We start from the raw sequence: 15349 nt of genomic DNA, 5'->3' as shown, positions 1-15349 counted from the left end.
ATTTTACTGTACTCCTTTGTGATCTTTATAATCATTAATCGCTTTTTGATATAATGCTTCATACTTTGGCAATATATTCTTAATATCAAATTTCTTCGCAACCTCCAGAGCATTCGCTTTAAACACATTTAAAGTCGCATCATCCTTAAGAATCTTAAGAGCATTCACAGCCATTTCTTCAACATTACCTACATCGCTTAAATATCCCGAATAACCATCAAAGTTTACCTCAGGCAAACCGCCCGAGTTACTAGAAATTACAGGAACACTACAAGACATTGCTTCAAGCGCTGCCAAACCAAAGCTCTCTGTTTCAGACGGTAATAAAAATAAATCCGTAAAACACAAGATTTTATCTATTTCGTTACTATTCCCAAAAAAGATTACTTTATCATAAATCCCTAGTTCCTGGCATAAAATCTCGGCTTTCTCCTTTTCAGGCCCATCACCTACCATCATTAATTTTGCAGGAATCTCTTTTTGGATATTATAAAAAATCTTGATAATATCCGGGATTCTTTTTACTTTTCTAAAATTACTAATGTGTGTAATAATACGTTCGTTTTCCTTTGCCATAACATAACGATGACAAGGAGCGTCAGGATCTTTTTTAACCTTATCCAGTTCGATAAAATTAGGAATCACCTTTATCTTATTCTTAATGTTGAACAATTTTAATGTATCATCTTTCAAACTCTGAGAAACCGAAGTCACATAATCTGATTTGTTAATACTAAAAGTTACTGCAGGTTTATAAAACGGATGATTTCCTACCAAGGTAATATCCGTTCCGTGAAGCGTTGTAATCATCGGGATATGAATTCCCTCATTTTTAAGCATTTGCTTGGCCATATAGCCTGCATACGCATGAGGAATTGCATAATGTACATGAAGCAACTCAATCTTATACAACTTTACCATATCTACCAATTTGCTTGACAAAGCCAACTCATACGGCTGGTAATGAAACAAAGGATATTCAGGAACATTTACTTCGTGATAGTGTACATTAGGATTCAAAAGTGCCAACCGAACAGGCTGACTATAAGTTATAAAGTGAATTTCGTGACCACGTCTTGCTAATTCAAGACCGAGCTCTGTTGCTACAACCCCGCTCCCACCAAAAGTAGGATAACAAACTATTGCTATTTTCATGTATTAATTTTAGTCTTACGAAAGTACTTAAAATTAGTGTTGAATTGAAATTTTAGAATGTTAATAATGTTCAATCATTAGAGTTTAAAATTTTCAGAAGCAGTAGTTTTCATTTCTAAAAGAACCATCTGTCCCGCTGTCCACTATATCTTTTTTAGTAAAAAAAAAAGACTAAAAAAGGATATCATTCCCATCGGGGCTAGATTAGAAGATTAGTTTTCATAAGACGTTATTATTCCACAATACCTCTCACCTTCGATATCACTCACCAACCTTTGTCAAAGTTTTAAAACCAAGGCTGTAAGGAACTTTAGTAAAAAATATTATTTTTATTTTCGTATATCTTTAAACATATCATGAAATGCAAATCAGAACAGATGTGAGAGAAATATTAAGTTATATCTCAGATGATCAACTTGATTTTTTTGCTCGAGAAACTATGGTTGATTGGAATGCTAAAAAATTAAAAGGTAAGGAATTATTTAAACTTTGTGTTTTTGGAGTTCTAAATGAAAATAGAGCTAGCTCTAGAGTATTTGAGAATTTTTATGAAAATCATTTCTTTTGTAAATATGCTCAAATTCCTAAAGATAAAAGTGTTAGTCACAGTAGTATTGCTGAGAGAATAGGAAAAATAAACGTTGCGTATTTTGAGAAATTATATCAGCATACTGTTACTATCTTTGAGGATAAACTTAATGAAAAAGATAAAGCTAAATTAAGTTTATATGACTCAACAATTACAAGTTTATCAGCTTCTTTACTGAGTTTTGGAATGCAAAATGGACAAAAGAACAAAAAAGGCGAACAAGGAAAAAATAGTATAAAATTCACGATTGGCTTTAGTGAGCTGCCTTTTAATGTCAAGTTTCACAAAGATCAAAAAATGATTAGTGAGGATTTGGCTTTGGGAAATATTCTAGAAGAACACATAGCCAATAAAAAAGATATTGCAGTTTTTGACAGGGGAATGAAGGATAGAAAGACAATGGTTGAACTCTCTAATGATGATAAGTATTTTGTGACCCGAATTTATAAATCATCTAAATATGAAGTAGATAAAGGTAGTAAAGTAACTCTATTAGATTTTGAAAATGAAATCCTTAAACTAACAAGACATAGCAAGGTTTACCTTTATGCTAATCAAAAGAAGACTAAAATAGTTTTTAGATTAGTTGAGGGGATATTAAAATCTGATGGAGAAAAAATATTGTTTTTAAGCAATTTACCTGAAGATGAATTTACAGCAATTCAAATAGCTGAAATTTACAAAAGACGTTGGGATATTGAGCGTTTCTTTAGATTTATAAAACAAGAATTGAATTTTAAACACTATTTTTCAAGACAGTGGAATGGAATTCAAGTAATGATTTACATTATTTTAATTGCATCAATATTGCTTTTGAGTTACATAAAACTAAATCAATTAAAAGGATATAAAATCCCCAAAATGTCATTTTGTAATCAATTGCAAAATGACATTATTCAACAAGTAGTAATACATTGTGGTGGAGATCCTACTAAATTAGAAACATTTAATGCATGAAACCAAGTTCCTTACAGCCTTGGTTTTAAAACTTTGACAAAGGTCTCCAGACGATATAAACCAAGCTAATAGCGCGATAAACTATTGCAAAACAAATAACACATTACAAACATTGCCAACGGTTTCAACCGTTGGAGCACAATGTATTATCACAATCCGTATCACATGGTTGAAACCGTGAGCTATAATCAAAATGCAATAGAGCAAAAAAAAAGGCACAAAATCTAAATTTTATGCCTTTTGTAATTTATCTATAATAAAGATTTAAAAGAATCTACTATGCCAGCTATCTGCTGCTGGAACTTCCCACGATTCATTAAACTCTTCAATATTGTTTACCAAATTATTAAAAACGATAGTATTTTCAGTAACTGCTTTGTCCTTCACCATTTTCTTAAAATCAATCAATGGCTTGTGAGCAATATGTTCTCCTAATTTAAAAGTAACATTCATCTTATCTAGCAAGTCTACATTGTATTTTTTCTCAAGACTTTGGATAAACTCTACCGATGAATCGATAGAACATCCTGTTGCAGCTTGTACATCTTGATCTACAGCAATAATTATAAATCGGTTGTATTTAAGCAAGTATGATGATTCTAAACTAGTTCCGTGTGCTGCCCAAGATTCAAGGAAACCTTGTAAAGCAGTTTCTATTTCAGAAAATTCTTCGTCCGAGAACTTTCTATTGGATTGATAAATCCAAATCTTTGATTCTCCGGGTAAATTTTCAAAAGGAATATACATTTTTTTTTATTTTAGATTTTAAACAGTTTAAAGTTTCATGTTTAAAGTTCAAAACCTTAGAACCTCAGAACCTTTGCAACTTTGAACCTTTTTTTTTAAACTTTGAACCTTTCCTAAACTACAAATCCTGTGCATTAGCGATTAACTCGGCAATGTCCATTACTTTAGTTTCAGCTTCTTTTTCTTTATTTTTGATACCATCCGTTAGCATTGTATTACAAAACGGGCAAGCAGCAGCAATAATATCTGGTTTTACTTCCAGAGCATCTTCAGTACGTAATACGTTAACTTCTTTGTTTCCTGGCTCTGCATCTTTAAACATTTGCGCTCCACCAGCTCCACAACATAATCCGTTTGCTTTAGAGCGTTTCATTTCGACCAACTCGATATCAAGTTTCTCAATTAATTCTCTTGGCGCTTCGTATATTTTATTAGCTCGTCCTAAATAACATGGATCATGAAACGTAATACGTTTTCCTTTAAACTGTCCGCCTTCAATGGTCAATCGACCATCATCCAGCAATGATTTTAAGAATTCTGTATGGTGTACAACTTCATATTTTCCACCAAGTTCAGGATACTCATTTTTTATTGTATTAAAACAATGCGGGCAAGCAGTAACTATTTTTTTTGCTTCATAAGCATTCAGAACTTCGATATTCATCATAGCTTGCATCTGAAATAAAAACTCATTTCCAGCACGTTTTGCAGGATCTCCAGTACAACTTTCTTCTGTACCAAGAACCGCAAAAGAAACATCTGCACGATTTAATATTCGCACAAACGCTTTTGTGATTTTTTTTGCTCTATCATCAAAACTTCCTGCACAACCTACCCAGAATAAAACTTCTGGTTGTTTTCCTTGGGCTAGCATTTCTGCCATTGTTGGCACAACTAAACTTTCTGACATGTTCTTTTTTTGTTTAATCGGTTAATCGTTAAGTGGGTAATTGTTATAAAACAAATCTACCTTCAAACTTTCACTAAAAACCGAAAAATTATTTTATTCTATTAATTAAACGAATTACCGATTAACCAATTAAACTTTTTTAATTTTCGTTTTTCCAGTTCAATCTATCTTGCTGATTGTACTGCCATGGTGCTCCATTATTTTCAATATTCGTCATCATTGCATTTAAAGGCATTGGCGCAGCACTTTGCTCCATAACCAGGTAACGACGCATATCCATAATAATAGATAACGGACTAATATTTACAGGACACTCTTCTACACATGCATTACATGATGTACAAGCCCATAATTCTTCAGGAGTGATATAATCATTCAATAAAGACTTATTATCTGGAACAAAAACTCCTTTATTAGCATCTATATTTTTTCCTACTTCTTCTAATCTATCTCTTGTATCCATCATAATTTTACGAGGAGACAATTTTTTTCCTGTTTGATTTGCAGGGCAAGATGAAGTACAACGACCACATTCTGTACACGTATAAGCATTTAATAACTGAACCCAGTTTAAATCCTGAACATCACTTGCACCAAATTTAGCTGGTGCAGCATTTTCATCTGCCGGAGGTGCTGCTGCAAATGGATCAGCGTTAGGATCCATCATTAATTTAACCTCTTTTGTAACCGATTCTAAATTATCAAATTGTCCTTCTGGTTTCAAATTAGCAAAATACGTATTTGGGAAAGCCAATAAAATGTGCAAATGTTTAGAGAAGTACAAGTAGTTCATAAAAATTAAGATACCTATAATATGCAACCACCAAAATACTTCAAACAACAATACAACCAATTCGTTTGACAATCCGTTAAACATTGGTGCTATAAACTGACTCACAGGAAAACTACCTGCTTTATGAAAAACTCCTCCAGGAACATTTTGCAAATGAAAGTCAGAAGCATTCATCAATAAAAACAATACCATCAATACAACCTCAAAATACAAGATGTAATTTGCATCATTTTTAGGAAATCCATTTAAATCTGGATTAATAAAACGCTTTAATCGAACAATATTTCTTCTTATCCAGAAAACTGATACTGCAACCAAAACTAACAATGCTAATATTTCAAAAGAAGCTATCAATACATCATATACTGGTCCTAAATATGGTGCAAATACTCTATGCGTACCAAATAAACCATCAATAATGATTTCGAGTAATTCAATATTTATAATTATAAAACCAACATAAACAACAATATGCAATACTCCTGCTATTGGTCTTTTTACCATTTTAGACTGACCAAGGGCAATCATAGCCATGTTTGTCCAACGTGCTTTTGGATTGTCTTTACGGTCTACATCTACTCCAAGCTTTATGTTTCGGATGATTTTTTTTACGCTAGACGCAAAAAAACCAAAACCAATTATAAGAAGAATGGCAAATAAAATATTATCTAAATAACTCATATCTTAAGCTTATTTTTTAGAAATCGAATCGTTTACTGGTGCTACGTATGGTTTGTTTTTCTTACCAAAAAGAGAAACATTTACATAACGTGTTGGCGACAAACGTACATCTTGTAACAACAACTCTAGTTCTTTAGATGTTGCTTGTAGGTTATTATAAAGCGCTTCGTCTTTTAGTAATTTACCCATTGTACCTTTACCTGAATTTAATCCATTCATTATACCATCAACTTTAGCCAATGTTTGGTTTAAATTTCTAACCGTTTTTCCTAGATCTGCTTTATTTAATGAATCTGATATTTTAGAAAAATTCCCAGAAACTTTATTAAAGTCAGTTACAATACCGTGAATTTGGTTTTTGTTATTATCTAAGATTGAATTTACACTAGCTGAAGCTTTATGAAATTGAGCCATAGTTTCGCTTAATTCTGCCAAAGTCTTTTTTAAATCTTCTTGCCCTTTTTGATCAAGAATATTGTTTAATCCAGAAACTAGTTTATCTATATTAACTAACATCTTCTCTACTTTATCCTGAACCGGAGCTAATTTATCTGCCAAACCTGCTGTTAAACCAAGTTTAGTAGTTCCTCGTAACATTTGCCCGTCTTCTGCTGGCTCTTTATCATTAAAGTTCGGAATGATTGAAATTTGTTTTCCTCCAATAAATCCAGGCTCATATATAGATGCAGTACTAGATTTAGAGATTGGAAAATCAGTTTTCAACTGTAATTCCACTAATAATTTTCCAGTAGCTTCGTTAATTTTTATACCGTTGATTTTTCCAATTGCTAAACCATTTAGAGTAACAGGTGCAGATGTAGCTAATCCTTCTACATTGTCATATTCAACATAAAATGTTTTGTAGTTTGTAAAGAGGTCTTTGCCTTTTAGAAAGCTGTACCCCCAAATAAATAATAAAATTGATGCGATGACTAAAATAGCCGTTTTAATTTCTCTTGTTAGTTTCAAAATTGTAAGTGTTTGTACAAATTTAATATAAAAATATTGAACTTGTAATTATTATTTAAGCGAGTCTTGGATACTAATTTTTTCTCCATTTTTAAATGCAATCAAAAAAGCAGAGTCAAACCCCTTATCTTTTGCTTCTTGCAAATATTTTTTTGCTTGATTATAATCCGCTGTTTGCTGGTAGGTGTATTTATAAACATTATTCTCATATACTACAGAAACTCCAGATAATCCCTTAAAGTTAGATGGCGCCAATGGAGTCTTTTTTATACTAGCCAAAAGTTGTACCTTATATATAGAACCTGTTAAATTAGGTTTTACTGTATTTTTTTGAGCTGGCGCAGTATTTACATTTCTTACAGGTGTAGAATCTTTAACTGCATTTTCTATCATCTTAGTAGATGGTTTTTCATCAACAGCATCGGCAGAACCAGTACCGAAATATTCTTTTTTATAACTGATAATAGCATCAGCAATTGCTTTTGCATATTCGTTTTGTCCAGCATCAGAATTTAAAATATCTCCTTCTGTAGGATTAGAAATAAAACCTGTTTCTACCAAAACTCTTGGCATATATGCTTTATGAAGTACCATAAAAGGAGCTTGTTTTACTCCTCCATGACGTAATTTTTTCCCGAGAATATCAAAACCTTCTTCTATTTTACTTGCTAATGCAATACTATAATCTAAATATTCTTCTTGCATTAACGTCATTCCGATCATAGATTCTGGCGAATTAGGATCAAAACCTTCGTATTTACGTTTGTAATCTTTCTCTAAGGTAATAACGGAGTTCTCTTTTTTTGCCGCTTCAAGATTCGAAGCAATTTTATTCATACCCATAACATAGGTTTCTGTACCAAATGCAGCAGTATTTTTATTTGCATTACAATGTATAGACACAAAAATATTAGAATTTGCTCTATTAGCAATATTGGCTCTTTCGACCAAATCTATAAAAACATCCGTCTTACGAGTATAAATAACATCAACATTCGGATAAGACTCTAGTAATTTACCTACTTTTAAAACTATAGCCAAAGCAATATTTTTTTCAATTCTTCCGCTATAAACCGCTCCAAAGTCATGATCTCCGTGACCCGCATCCAGTGTTACTTTAAACACATTGGACTGACTATAAGCAGAAATCGATATTATAGTTAGAAATAAACTAAATATTACCCTAATTTTGCTAAATATATTCATAAATTTAAAAGTTAATTTTAATAAAACACAACTGTTATAATTTTTTCAATTGATTATTTTTGACAAAAAATTATATGTAAGTTTGACATGTCAAAAAACAAGCCATATTTTTACAAAAATAGTATTTAAACCTTTGCATACAAACTTATTTAATATCGTTTTATTATCATTTTTCCTAACGCTAGGATGCGGTAATCTATATTCTCAAGAAACAAACAAAAAAAAGAAAGCTGCAAGCGCTAATAAACAGCCAGATAGCATCAAAACTGCAACTATTGATACCATAAAGGTAGATAGTATAAAACCCAAAAAAGCTTTTTTGGATGGCAAAGTAAAATACAAAGCCAAAGATTACGCAAAGATTGATCAAAAGCGTAAACTTATCACCTTATATAATGAAGCTGAATTATATTATCAAGATGTCGAACTAAAATCGGGTATCATTGTTTTGGATTATGAAAAGAATGAAGTTTATGCAGGTCGATTAAAAGATTCTGCTGGAGTTTATACTCAATATCCAAATTTCAAACAAGGCGCAAGTGCTGTAGAACCCGATTCTATACGGTTTAACTTTAAAACCCAAAAAGCTTTAATTTGGAATTCGAGATCTGAACAAGGTGAATTTAGAATAAAAGCTGGTATCACGAAAAAAGAAAACGACTCTGTTTATTTCTTAAAAGGGGCTCGATTTACTACTGCAAAAGATGTAGATAATCCTGAATACTATTTCCAGACCAATAAAGTTAAATTTATTCCTGGAAAAAAAGTAATTACTGGTTTAACCAATATGGTAATTGCCGATGTACCTACTCCTATCGCCTTACCATTTGCCTATTTCCCGATGACAAACGAAAAAAGTGTTTCAGGTTTAATCCTTCCAAGTTATAATGACTCTAATACTCGAGGATTCTCATTACAAAATGGAGGTTATTATTTTGCTTTAAGCGATAATTACGACTTAACAGTCCTGGGAGATTATTACACCAACGGAAGTTATGCCATGCGATTTGAGTCGGCATATGCAAAAAGATATAAATATAGAGGTAATATTAATGTTCGTTTTGAAAACCTGATATCTAGTGAAAGAGGATATCCAGATTACTCTAAACAAAACATCTACAACATTCAATGGTCACACTCTAAGGACACAAAAGCAAGTCCTAATTCAAGTTTCTCTGCTTCGGTGAATATGGGTAGTAGTAAATACTTTAAACAATCTATCAATCAGGCAAACATCGGGTCTAGCTTAAACAATACTTTAAGTTCATCTGTTTCTTACAGCAAAAACTTTAATACGTTACCACAAATACGTACATCGATAACTGCCACGCACTCGCAAAACACGCAAACGGAAGTTATTAATATGACGTTACCAACGCTTGAAGCAAGTGTAGACAGGATATATCCATTTGTTGGTAAAAATGGAGTTAAAAAAGGTTTTATCAAAAATATTAACTTTCAATATAACCTGAGTGGAAAAAATAGTATTGTAACAACTGATTCTTTATTTTTCAAACCTCAAATGTTTGATAATGCAAAAATTGGAGCTAAGCACAGCATTCCTATTAGTACCAACTTTAAAATATTTAAATATTTTAGTGCCAGTACAACTGCCAATTATCAGGAAGTATGGCAAACAAAAACTGTCGAAAAACATTACGATACTGACCAAAGTAAAGTAGTAGAAAATGTTGTAAATGGTTTTGACGCCTATAGAACTTACTCTTTTAGTTCTAGCCTTGGTACAACAATATACGGTACTTTTAATTTTGGCGAGGACAAAAAGATAAAATCGATACGCCACGTAATGCGTCCGTCTGTTTCTTATGGATACACACCAAGTTTTGAGAAATATTATGATACTTATGCTACTGATGCTACTGGTACTATAACTAAAGAATATAGCCGTTTTGAGGGTGGTATTTTTGGTGCTCCGGGTAATGCTAATTCTAATATTATAGGATTTGATTTAAGCAATACTTTTGAAGCTAAAGTTACAGACAGAGACAGCACAAAAACAGAGCCTAAAAAAATAATGCTGCTTAACAATTTAAACTTCTCTACGAGTTATAATTTTAATGCCGATGGTATAAACTCATTTGCATGGCAACCAGTTAGAGTTAGTGGAGGAACACAACTTTTTCAAGACAAAATGAATGTCAATTTTGGAGCAACTTTAAACCCATATGCAATTGACAATTCCGGGAGACAAATAAATAAATTCAATATTGACAACGGAGGAAGTTTATTCCGAATGACGAGTGCCAATATGACTTTAAACTATTCTATCTCAAATAAGGACAAGGATAAAAAGAAGAAGGACGAGAACAAGCAAAGTGAAAGAAATGGTGGTCGTGAGGATGACTTGTTTGGAACAAATACCGACTTAAATGATCAACGTAAAAGTCAGTTTGATGGATCTGAAGAAGATGATAATGCAATAACTGAATTCTTTAATGCAAAACTTCCTTGGGATATGACACTTGCTTATTCCTTAACTTATGGAAATACTGCCAGAGAAAATAAAATCATCGGAAACTCTATAATGATTTCTGCTAACATGGACATTACCCCTAAATGGAAAGGTGGTATATCTACAGGATATGATTTTGTACAAAAAGGAGTTACTTTTACCCAACTTCGTTTTGAAAGAGATTTATTAAGCTGGAGAATGGATTTTAACTGGACTCCACTAGGTACAAATTCTAACTGGAATTTCTTTATCGGGATAAAATCGGGTGTTCTTAGTGATATCAAATGGAACAAAAGAAGTACTAATAACAGATAATATTATCTTGTTACAAACAAAAATACATTTAATTTAAATTGAGATAATCATGAAAAAAATCATTTTTACCGAAAATGCACCAGCTCCAATTGGACCATATAACCAAGCTGTTTTAAAAAACGATACTCTTTATGCTTCTGGTCAAATTGCTATTAATCCTCAAACTGGAGAATTAGTAACAGATAACATTCTTGATGAGACAAAACAAGTAATGGAAAACATAGCTGCAATTTTAAAAGCTGCAGATATGACATTTGAACACATAGTAAAAGCAACCATTTTTATTATGGACATGAATAATTTCGCTGCAATAAACGGCGTATACGGAGCTTATTTTGACGAAAAAACAGCACCTGCGCGCGAAACTGTTCAAGTAGCTTGCTTACCTAAAAATGTAAATGTAGAAATTTCTATAATTGCAATACGATAGCATTAAGTAGTAATTGTGCCGAGGCTTCATTTGTAGCCAACGGCACATTATGTACATCGCACACCCGCACAAGCATATTAATATCGACCCCATGGGCATGACTCGCTAGTGGATCTTTGAAAAAGAAAACTATCTGGATTTTACCCTCAGCTACTTTTGCAGCAATTTGAGCATTACCTCCCATAGGTCCAGGAAGCATTTTAACTACTTTAAAGCCTGAATTCTCAACACTCCTTCCTAATATTCCTGTTGCTATAAGCTTCATTCTTTCATCCTGCAAAATGATTCTATTTTTATCTAAAAACTGAACCATGTCTGCTTTCTTCTTATCATGAGCAATAATCGCGATTACTATATATTTTTTCATGAATTAACACTAGATTTAATATCAAATTTACGCAAAAAAAGACAACTAAAAATCTAAATCAATAAATACCAATCGATTACACAAAACAAGAAACAAAAAAACCGTTTCAAATAATTGAAACGGTTTTTATATATTTTTAATATCTTGATATTTATAATTGCAAAGCGATGGCATTTAATAATAACTGTGCAGATGCTTCATTAGTTGCCAATGGTACATTATGTACATCACAAACACGGATTAACATATTAATATCAACCTCATGAGCATGGCTTGCAAGTGGATCTTTAAAAAAGAAAACCATTTGCGTTTTACCCTCTGCTACTCTTGCAGCAATTTGAGCATCACCTCCCATAGGACCAGAAAGCATTCTTCGAGCTTTAAAACCAGCGTTTATAGCCTTGCTTCCTGTAGTTCCGGTAGCGATAAGTTTAATATTTTCCTGAAGTAAGAGCGTTTTATTTTTATTCAAAAACTGAACCATATCTGCTTTCTTTCCATCGTGAGCAATAATAGCAATCTCCATACTTTTCATGTATCTTATTTATTAGAAATATGATATGCGATAAGTCCATCGATTGGACGTCTCAAAACATTACCTAATTGCAATTCATATTTATCAAAAGTTTCTTGTAACTCATCTTTCAAATAATAAGCAATAGAACCTACAAAATGAACTGGAACTTCTTTACAATTATCAAATTGTTTGATGTAATTCTTAACAAATGATTTCATCCCTTTAAAGATGATTTTTCTACAAAATTCTGAATCTTTATGTTTGATTAAGAACTTTGCAAAAGTTGCCAAATAAGCATTTGGATTTGGCTCTTTATATAATTTATTTTTAATAAAATCTGGATCCATGTTGTATTCTTTTGCAAATTCAACTGCTAAATCCTGAGGCATTTTATTAAAGTAATATTTTCTAATTAATTCTTTTCCAAAAACATTACCACTACAATCGTCCATTGCAATGTATCCTAATGATTGTACTTTTTGGAATAATTCTTTACCATCAAAATAACTACAATTAGATCCTGTTCCTAAAATACTAACAATTGCTTTCTCTCCTCTTGGAGTTGTAGCATATACTGCTGCATACGTATCTTCGTGAACATCTACGATTGCATTAACGAAATATTCCTGAAAAATTTGTGATAGAGCGATTTTCATTCTATCTGTACCACAACCTGCTCCATAAAAGAACAAATGTGTAGCTGTATTTTTATTCTGTAAAATATCAAAACGATCATTTAATCGGGTTACGATTTCATCTCCATTAAGAATTTCAGGATTTAATCCTAAGGTTTGTGTTGTGAATAATATCTTGCCATTATCATCAATTGCTATCCAATCTGCTTTAGTAGATCCACTATCAACTATTAATTTCATTTTATTTTATTTAGTTTTCGGTTTAGTTTTTCATCTTACAATATTAAGTGTAATTATTTACATTATTGGAGAGTCAAACAAAATAATAAAAATCCCGCTATCTATTCAATAACGGGATTTTGAAATGTATATAAAATTATTTAAGACCTGCGATATGCACAGATAAATCAATTAATTTACTAGAGTATCCGTACTCATTATCATACCAAGATACAATCTTGAAGAAAGTTGAATTTAAACCAATTCCTGCATTAGCATCAATGATCGAAGTTCTTTTATCAGAAATAAAATCTTGAGATACAACTAAGTCTTCAGTATATCCTAAAATACCTTTCATTGTAGTTTCAGAAGCTTTCTTTAAAACAGCCATAATTTCTTCATAAGAAGTTTCTTTAGCCACTTTTACAGTTAAATCTACTACAGAAACGTCAGCAGTAGGAACACGGAAAGACATTCCAGTTAATTTTCCATTTAAAGATGGAATTACTTTTCCAACAGCTTTAGCAGCTCCAGTAGAAGAAGGGATGATGTTTATGCTAGCAGCACGTCCACCTCTCCAGTCTTTTCTAGAAGGACCATCAGCAGTCATTTGAGTTGAAGTTGTTGCGTGAACAGTTGTCATTAAAGCTTCAACAATTTCGAAATTATCGTGAATTACTTTAGCCAAAGGAGCTAAACAGTTTGTAGTACAAGATGCGTTAGAAACTACTAAATCAGAAGCTTTTGCAGTTTCATGATTTACTCCCATTACAAACATTGGAGCATCTGCAGATGGAGCAGAAATAATTACTTTTTTAGCACCACCTTTAATGTGCTCATTTGCAGTTTCGATAGTTGTGAAAATACCAGTACATTCAGCAACTACATCAACATCAACTTCATTCCATTTTAAGTCAGCTGGGTTTCTTTCTGCAGTGATACGGATGTTTCTTCCGTTTACAAAAAGTTTTCCTTCTTTTACTTCTACAGTTCCGTCAAAACGACCGTGTACTGAATCATATTTTAATAAATAAGCTAAGTGATCAACATCTAATAAATCATTGATTGCTACAACCTCTACATTATCTCTATTGAAAGATTCTCTGAAAACAATTCTTCCAATTCTTCCAAATCCGTTTATTCCTAATTTTACTTTTGACATTTTACTAAATTTTTATTTATTTTTTGTTATTCTACTTATTTTCAAAGTCTAATTTCCTCACAATAAACTTCAATTTTTTTATTCTATATTTTTATGTTGACATGATCTCAGAAACGCGTAGCAATTCTCTATCTATTTCAGATTTACCTTTAATTGCTTGTTCCAAAGGCGTTAAAGTAACTTTGTCATTTTGTAAACCAACCATATAATTTGATTTCCCTTCAAGTAAAGATTCTACAGCTTTTACACCTAATCTACTTGCAAGAACACGATCAAAACAAGAAGGAGAACCTCCACGTTGCATGTGTCCTAAAACAGAAACTCTAACATCATATTCAGGTAAGTTAGCCTCTACATAATCTTTTAGTTCAAATACGTTTTTACCGATTTTATCTCCTTCGGCAATAACAACAATACTTGATGATTTTCCAGATGCTTTACTTTTTTGAAGTGATTCTAATAATCTATCTAAACCTAAATCTTCTTCTGGAATAAGAATTTCTTCAGCTCCAGCTCCGATTCCTGCATTTAGAGCAATATGACCTGCATCTCTACCCATTACCTCTACAAAAAACAGACGGTTATGAGAACTCGCAGTATCACGTATTTTGTCAATACAATCTACAACAGTATTTAGTGCCGTATCGTACCCTAAAGTATGACTCGTACCAAAAATATCATTATCAATAGTTCCTGGGATTCCCATTACTGGGAAATTATATTCAGAGTTAAATAATAGGCCTCCGGTAAAGCTACCATCTCCTCCTATTACAACCAAAGCATCGATTCCTGCTTTTACAAGATTCTCATGAGCTTTTTTTCTTCCTTCTGGAGTTTTAAATTCTAATGAACGAGCCGATTTTAAAATCGTCCCTCCTTTATTCACAATATTATTTACACTTCGAGGTCCCATTTCTTTGAAGTCACCTTCAATCATTCCTTGATATCCTCTATAAATTCCGATACATTCGATGTTATGATAAGCACAAGTTCGAACTACTGATCGAATGGCTGCATTCATTCCTGGTGAATCTCCTCCTGATGTAAGAACACCAACTTTTTTTATTGTTTTTGGCATTATTTAAGTATTAAAGTGTAAAATTAGCAAACATTCACCACTATTCGGGCTATATTTATAATAAGTTAATAAAATATGTTAAATTCAAACGTTTTCGTTAATAAGTTTTCGGATAGTAAAAAAAATCAATAAAATAAAAAAAGACA

General features: G+C 32.1%; 14 protein-coding genes. 3 read left to right on the top strand and 11 right to left on the bottom strand.

The window, feature by feature from the left end; genetic code table 11:
* Positions 1-3: 3 nt before the first annotated feature.
* Positions 4-1155, bottom strand: coding sequence for an N-acetyl-alpha-D-glucosaminyl L-malate synthase BshA (gene bshA, locus ACJ6WR_RS18965; RefSeq protein ID WP_039112774.1), 1152 nt, complete (start codon positions 1153-1155; stop codon positions 4-6).
* Between the two features lie 361 nt (positions 1156-1516).
* Here bshA and ACJ6WR_RS18960 point away from each other — a divergent pair, with 361 nt between their 5' ends.
* The gene (locus tag ACJ6WR_RS18960) at positions 1517-2701 is read left to right on the top strand and encodes an IS4 family transposase (RefSeq protein WP_409415626.1); all 1185 of its coding nucleotides are present in this window, start codon (positions 1517-1519) and stop codon (positions 2699-2701) included.
* Between the two features lie 264 nt (positions 2702-2965).
* Here the strand turns inward: ACJ6WR_RS18960 and ACJ6WR_RS18955 are convergent, their stop codons facing one another.
* The 5 genes from ACJ6WR_RS18955 to ACJ6WR_RS18935 form a co-directional block, all read right to left on the bottom strand.
* Positions 2966-3448: a hypothetical protein gene (locus ACJ6WR_RS18955; protein ID WP_039112776.1), complete on the bottom strand. Its 483-nt coding sequence runs from the start codon at positions 3446-3448 to the stop codon at positions 2966-2968.
* Between the two features lie 118 nt (positions 3449-3566).
* Positions 3567-4358, bottom strand: coding sequence for a (Fe-S)-binding protein (locus ACJ6WR_RS18950; RefSeq protein WP_035620482.1), 792 nt, complete (start codon positions 4356-4358; stop codon positions 3567-3569).
* Between the two features lie 139 nt (positions 4359-4497).
* Positions 4498-5832 (bottom strand): (Fe-S)-binding protein, encoded by a 1335-nt coding sequence (locus ACJ6WR_RS18945; protein ID WP_039112777.1) that lies wholly within the window; start codon positions 5830-5832, stop codon positions 4498-4500.
* Between the two features lie 9 nt (positions 5833-5841).
* Positions 5842-6801 (bottom strand): MlaD family protein, encoded by a 960-nt coding sequence (locus tag ACJ6WR_RS18940; RefSeq protein WP_409416132.1) that lies wholly within the window; start codon positions 6799-6801, stop codon positions 5842-5844.
* A 51-nt stretch (positions 6802-6852) separates the two neighbouring features.
* The gene (locus tag ACJ6WR_RS18935) at positions 6853-8007 is read right to left on the bottom strand and encodes an N-acetylmuramoyl-L-alanine amidase (protein ID WP_039112779.1); all 1155 of its coding nucleotides are present in this window, start codon (positions 8005-8007) and stop codon (positions 6853-6855) included.
* An 82-nt stretch (positions 8008-8089) separates the two neighbouring features.
* Here ACJ6WR_RS18935 and ACJ6WR_RS18930 point away from each other — a divergent pair, with 82 nt between their 5' ends.
* Positions 8090-10795: a putative LPS assembly protein LptD gene (locus ACJ6WR_RS18930; RefSeq protein ID WP_039112938.1), complete on the top strand. Its 2706-nt coding sequence runs from the start codon at positions 8090-8092 to the stop codon at positions 10793-10795.
* A gap of 49 nt (positions 10796-10844) precedes the next feature.
* Positions 10845-11225 (top strand): RidA family protein, encoded by a 381-nt coding sequence (locus tag ACJ6WR_RS18925; RefSeq protein WP_035620489.1) that lies wholly within the window; start codon positions 10845-10847, stop codon positions 11223-11225.
* Here ACJ6WR_RS18925 and ACJ6WR_RS18920 read toward each other — a convergent pair.
* From ACJ6WR_RS18920 to pfkA, 5 genes are all read right to left on the bottom strand, one after another.
* Positions 11206-11580, bottom strand: coding sequence for a methylglyoxal synthase (locus ACJ6WR_RS18920; RefSeq protein WP_409417939.1), 375 nt, complete (start codon positions 11578-11580; stop codon positions 11206-11208). The two genes, ACJ6WR_RS18925 and ACJ6WR_RS18920, sit on opposite strands and share 20 nt — an antisense overlap.
* A 163-nt stretch (positions 11581-11743) precedes the next feature.
* Positions 11744-12118 carry a methylglyoxal synthase gene (locus ACJ6WR_RS18915; RefSeq protein ID WP_039112940.1) on the bottom strand — a complete coding sequence of 125 codons (375 nt, stop codon included), beginning with the start codon at positions 12116-12118 and terminating at the stop codon, positions 11744-11746.
* A gap of 14 nt (positions 12119-12132) precedes the next feature.
* Positions 12133-12984: an N-acetylglucosamine kinase gene (locus ACJ6WR_RS18910; protein WP_039117402.1), complete on the bottom strand. Its 852-nt coding sequence runs from the start codon at positions 12982-12984 to the stop codon at positions 12133-12135.
* A 136-nt stretch (positions 12985-13120) separates the two neighbouring features.
* A complete protein-coding gene (gene gap, locus ACJ6WR_RS18905; RefSeq protein WP_039112782.1) occupies positions 13121-14125 on the bottom strand; it encodes a type I glyceraldehyde-3-phosphate dehydrogenase in 1005 nt (334 codons plus the stop codon).
* A 91-nt stretch (positions 14126-14216) separates the two neighbouring features.
* The gene (gene pfkA, locus ACJ6WR_RS18900) at positions 14217-15203 is read right to left on the bottom strand and encodes a 6-phosphofructokinase (RefSeq protein ID WP_039112783.1); all 987 of its coding nucleotides are present in this window, start codon (positions 15201-15203) and stop codon (positions 14217-14219) included.
* Positions 15204-15349: the final 146 nt, after the last annotated feature.

Source organism: Flavobacterium sp. PS2 (genome assembly GCF_046250155.1).
Taxonomy (GTDB): Bacteria; Bacteroidota; Bacteroidia; order Flavobacteriales; family Flavobacteriaceae; genus Flavobacterium.
The sequence above is the reverse complement of the archived record's forward strand: the minus strand, read 5'-3'. Positions and strand labels throughout refer to the sequence as shown.

What these genes read in the sequence shown, in the direction of transcription:
- bshA (WP_039112774.1), bottom strand. Translation starts at nt 1,155, where the DNA reads ATGAAAATAGCAATAGTTTGTTATCCTACTTTTGGTGGGAGCGGGGTT.
- ACJ6WR_RS18960 (WP_409415626.1), top strand. Translation starts at nt 1,517, where the DNA reads ATGCAAATCAGAACAGATGTGAGAGAAATATTAAGTTATATCTCAGAT.
- ACJ6WR_RS18955 (WP_039112776.1), bottom strand. Translation starts at nt 3,448, where the DNA reads ATGTATATTCCTTTTGAAAATTTACCCGGAGAATCAAAGATTTGGATT.
- ACJ6WR_RS18950 (WP_035620482.1), bottom strand. Translation starts at nt 4,358, where the DNA reads ATGTCAGAAAGTTTAGTTGTGCCAACAATGGCAGAAATGCTAGCCCAA.
- ACJ6WR_RS18945 (WP_039112777.1), bottom strand. Translation starts at nt 5,832, where the DNA reads ATGAGTTATTTAGATAATATTTTATTTGCCATTCTTCTTATAATTGGT.
- ACJ6WR_RS18935 (WP_039112779.1), bottom strand. Translation starts at nt 8,007, where the DNA reads ATGAATATATTTAGCAAAATTAGGGTAATATTTAGTTTATTTCTAACT.
- ACJ6WR_RS18925 (WP_035620489.1), top strand. Translation starts at nt 10,845, where the DNA reads ATGAAAAAAATCATTTTTACCGAAAATGCACCAGCTCCAATTGGACCA.
- ACJ6WR_RS18915 (WP_039112940.1), bottom strand. Translation starts at nt 12,118, where the DNA reads ATGGAGATTGCTATTATTGCTCACGATGGAAAGAAAGCAGATATGGTT.
- ACJ6WR_RS18910 (WP_039117402.1), bottom strand. Translation starts at nt 12,984, where the DNA reads ATGAAATTAATAGTTGATAGTGGATCTACTAAAGCAGATTGGATAGCA.
- gap (WP_039112782.1), bottom strand. Translation starts at nt 14,125, where the DNA reads ATGTCAAAAGTAAAATTAGGAATAAACGGATTTGGAAGAATTGGAAGA.
- pfkA (WP_039112783.1), bottom strand. Translation starts at nt 15,203, where the DNA reads ATGCCAAAAACAATAAAAAAAGTTGGTGTTCTTACATCAGGAGGAGAT.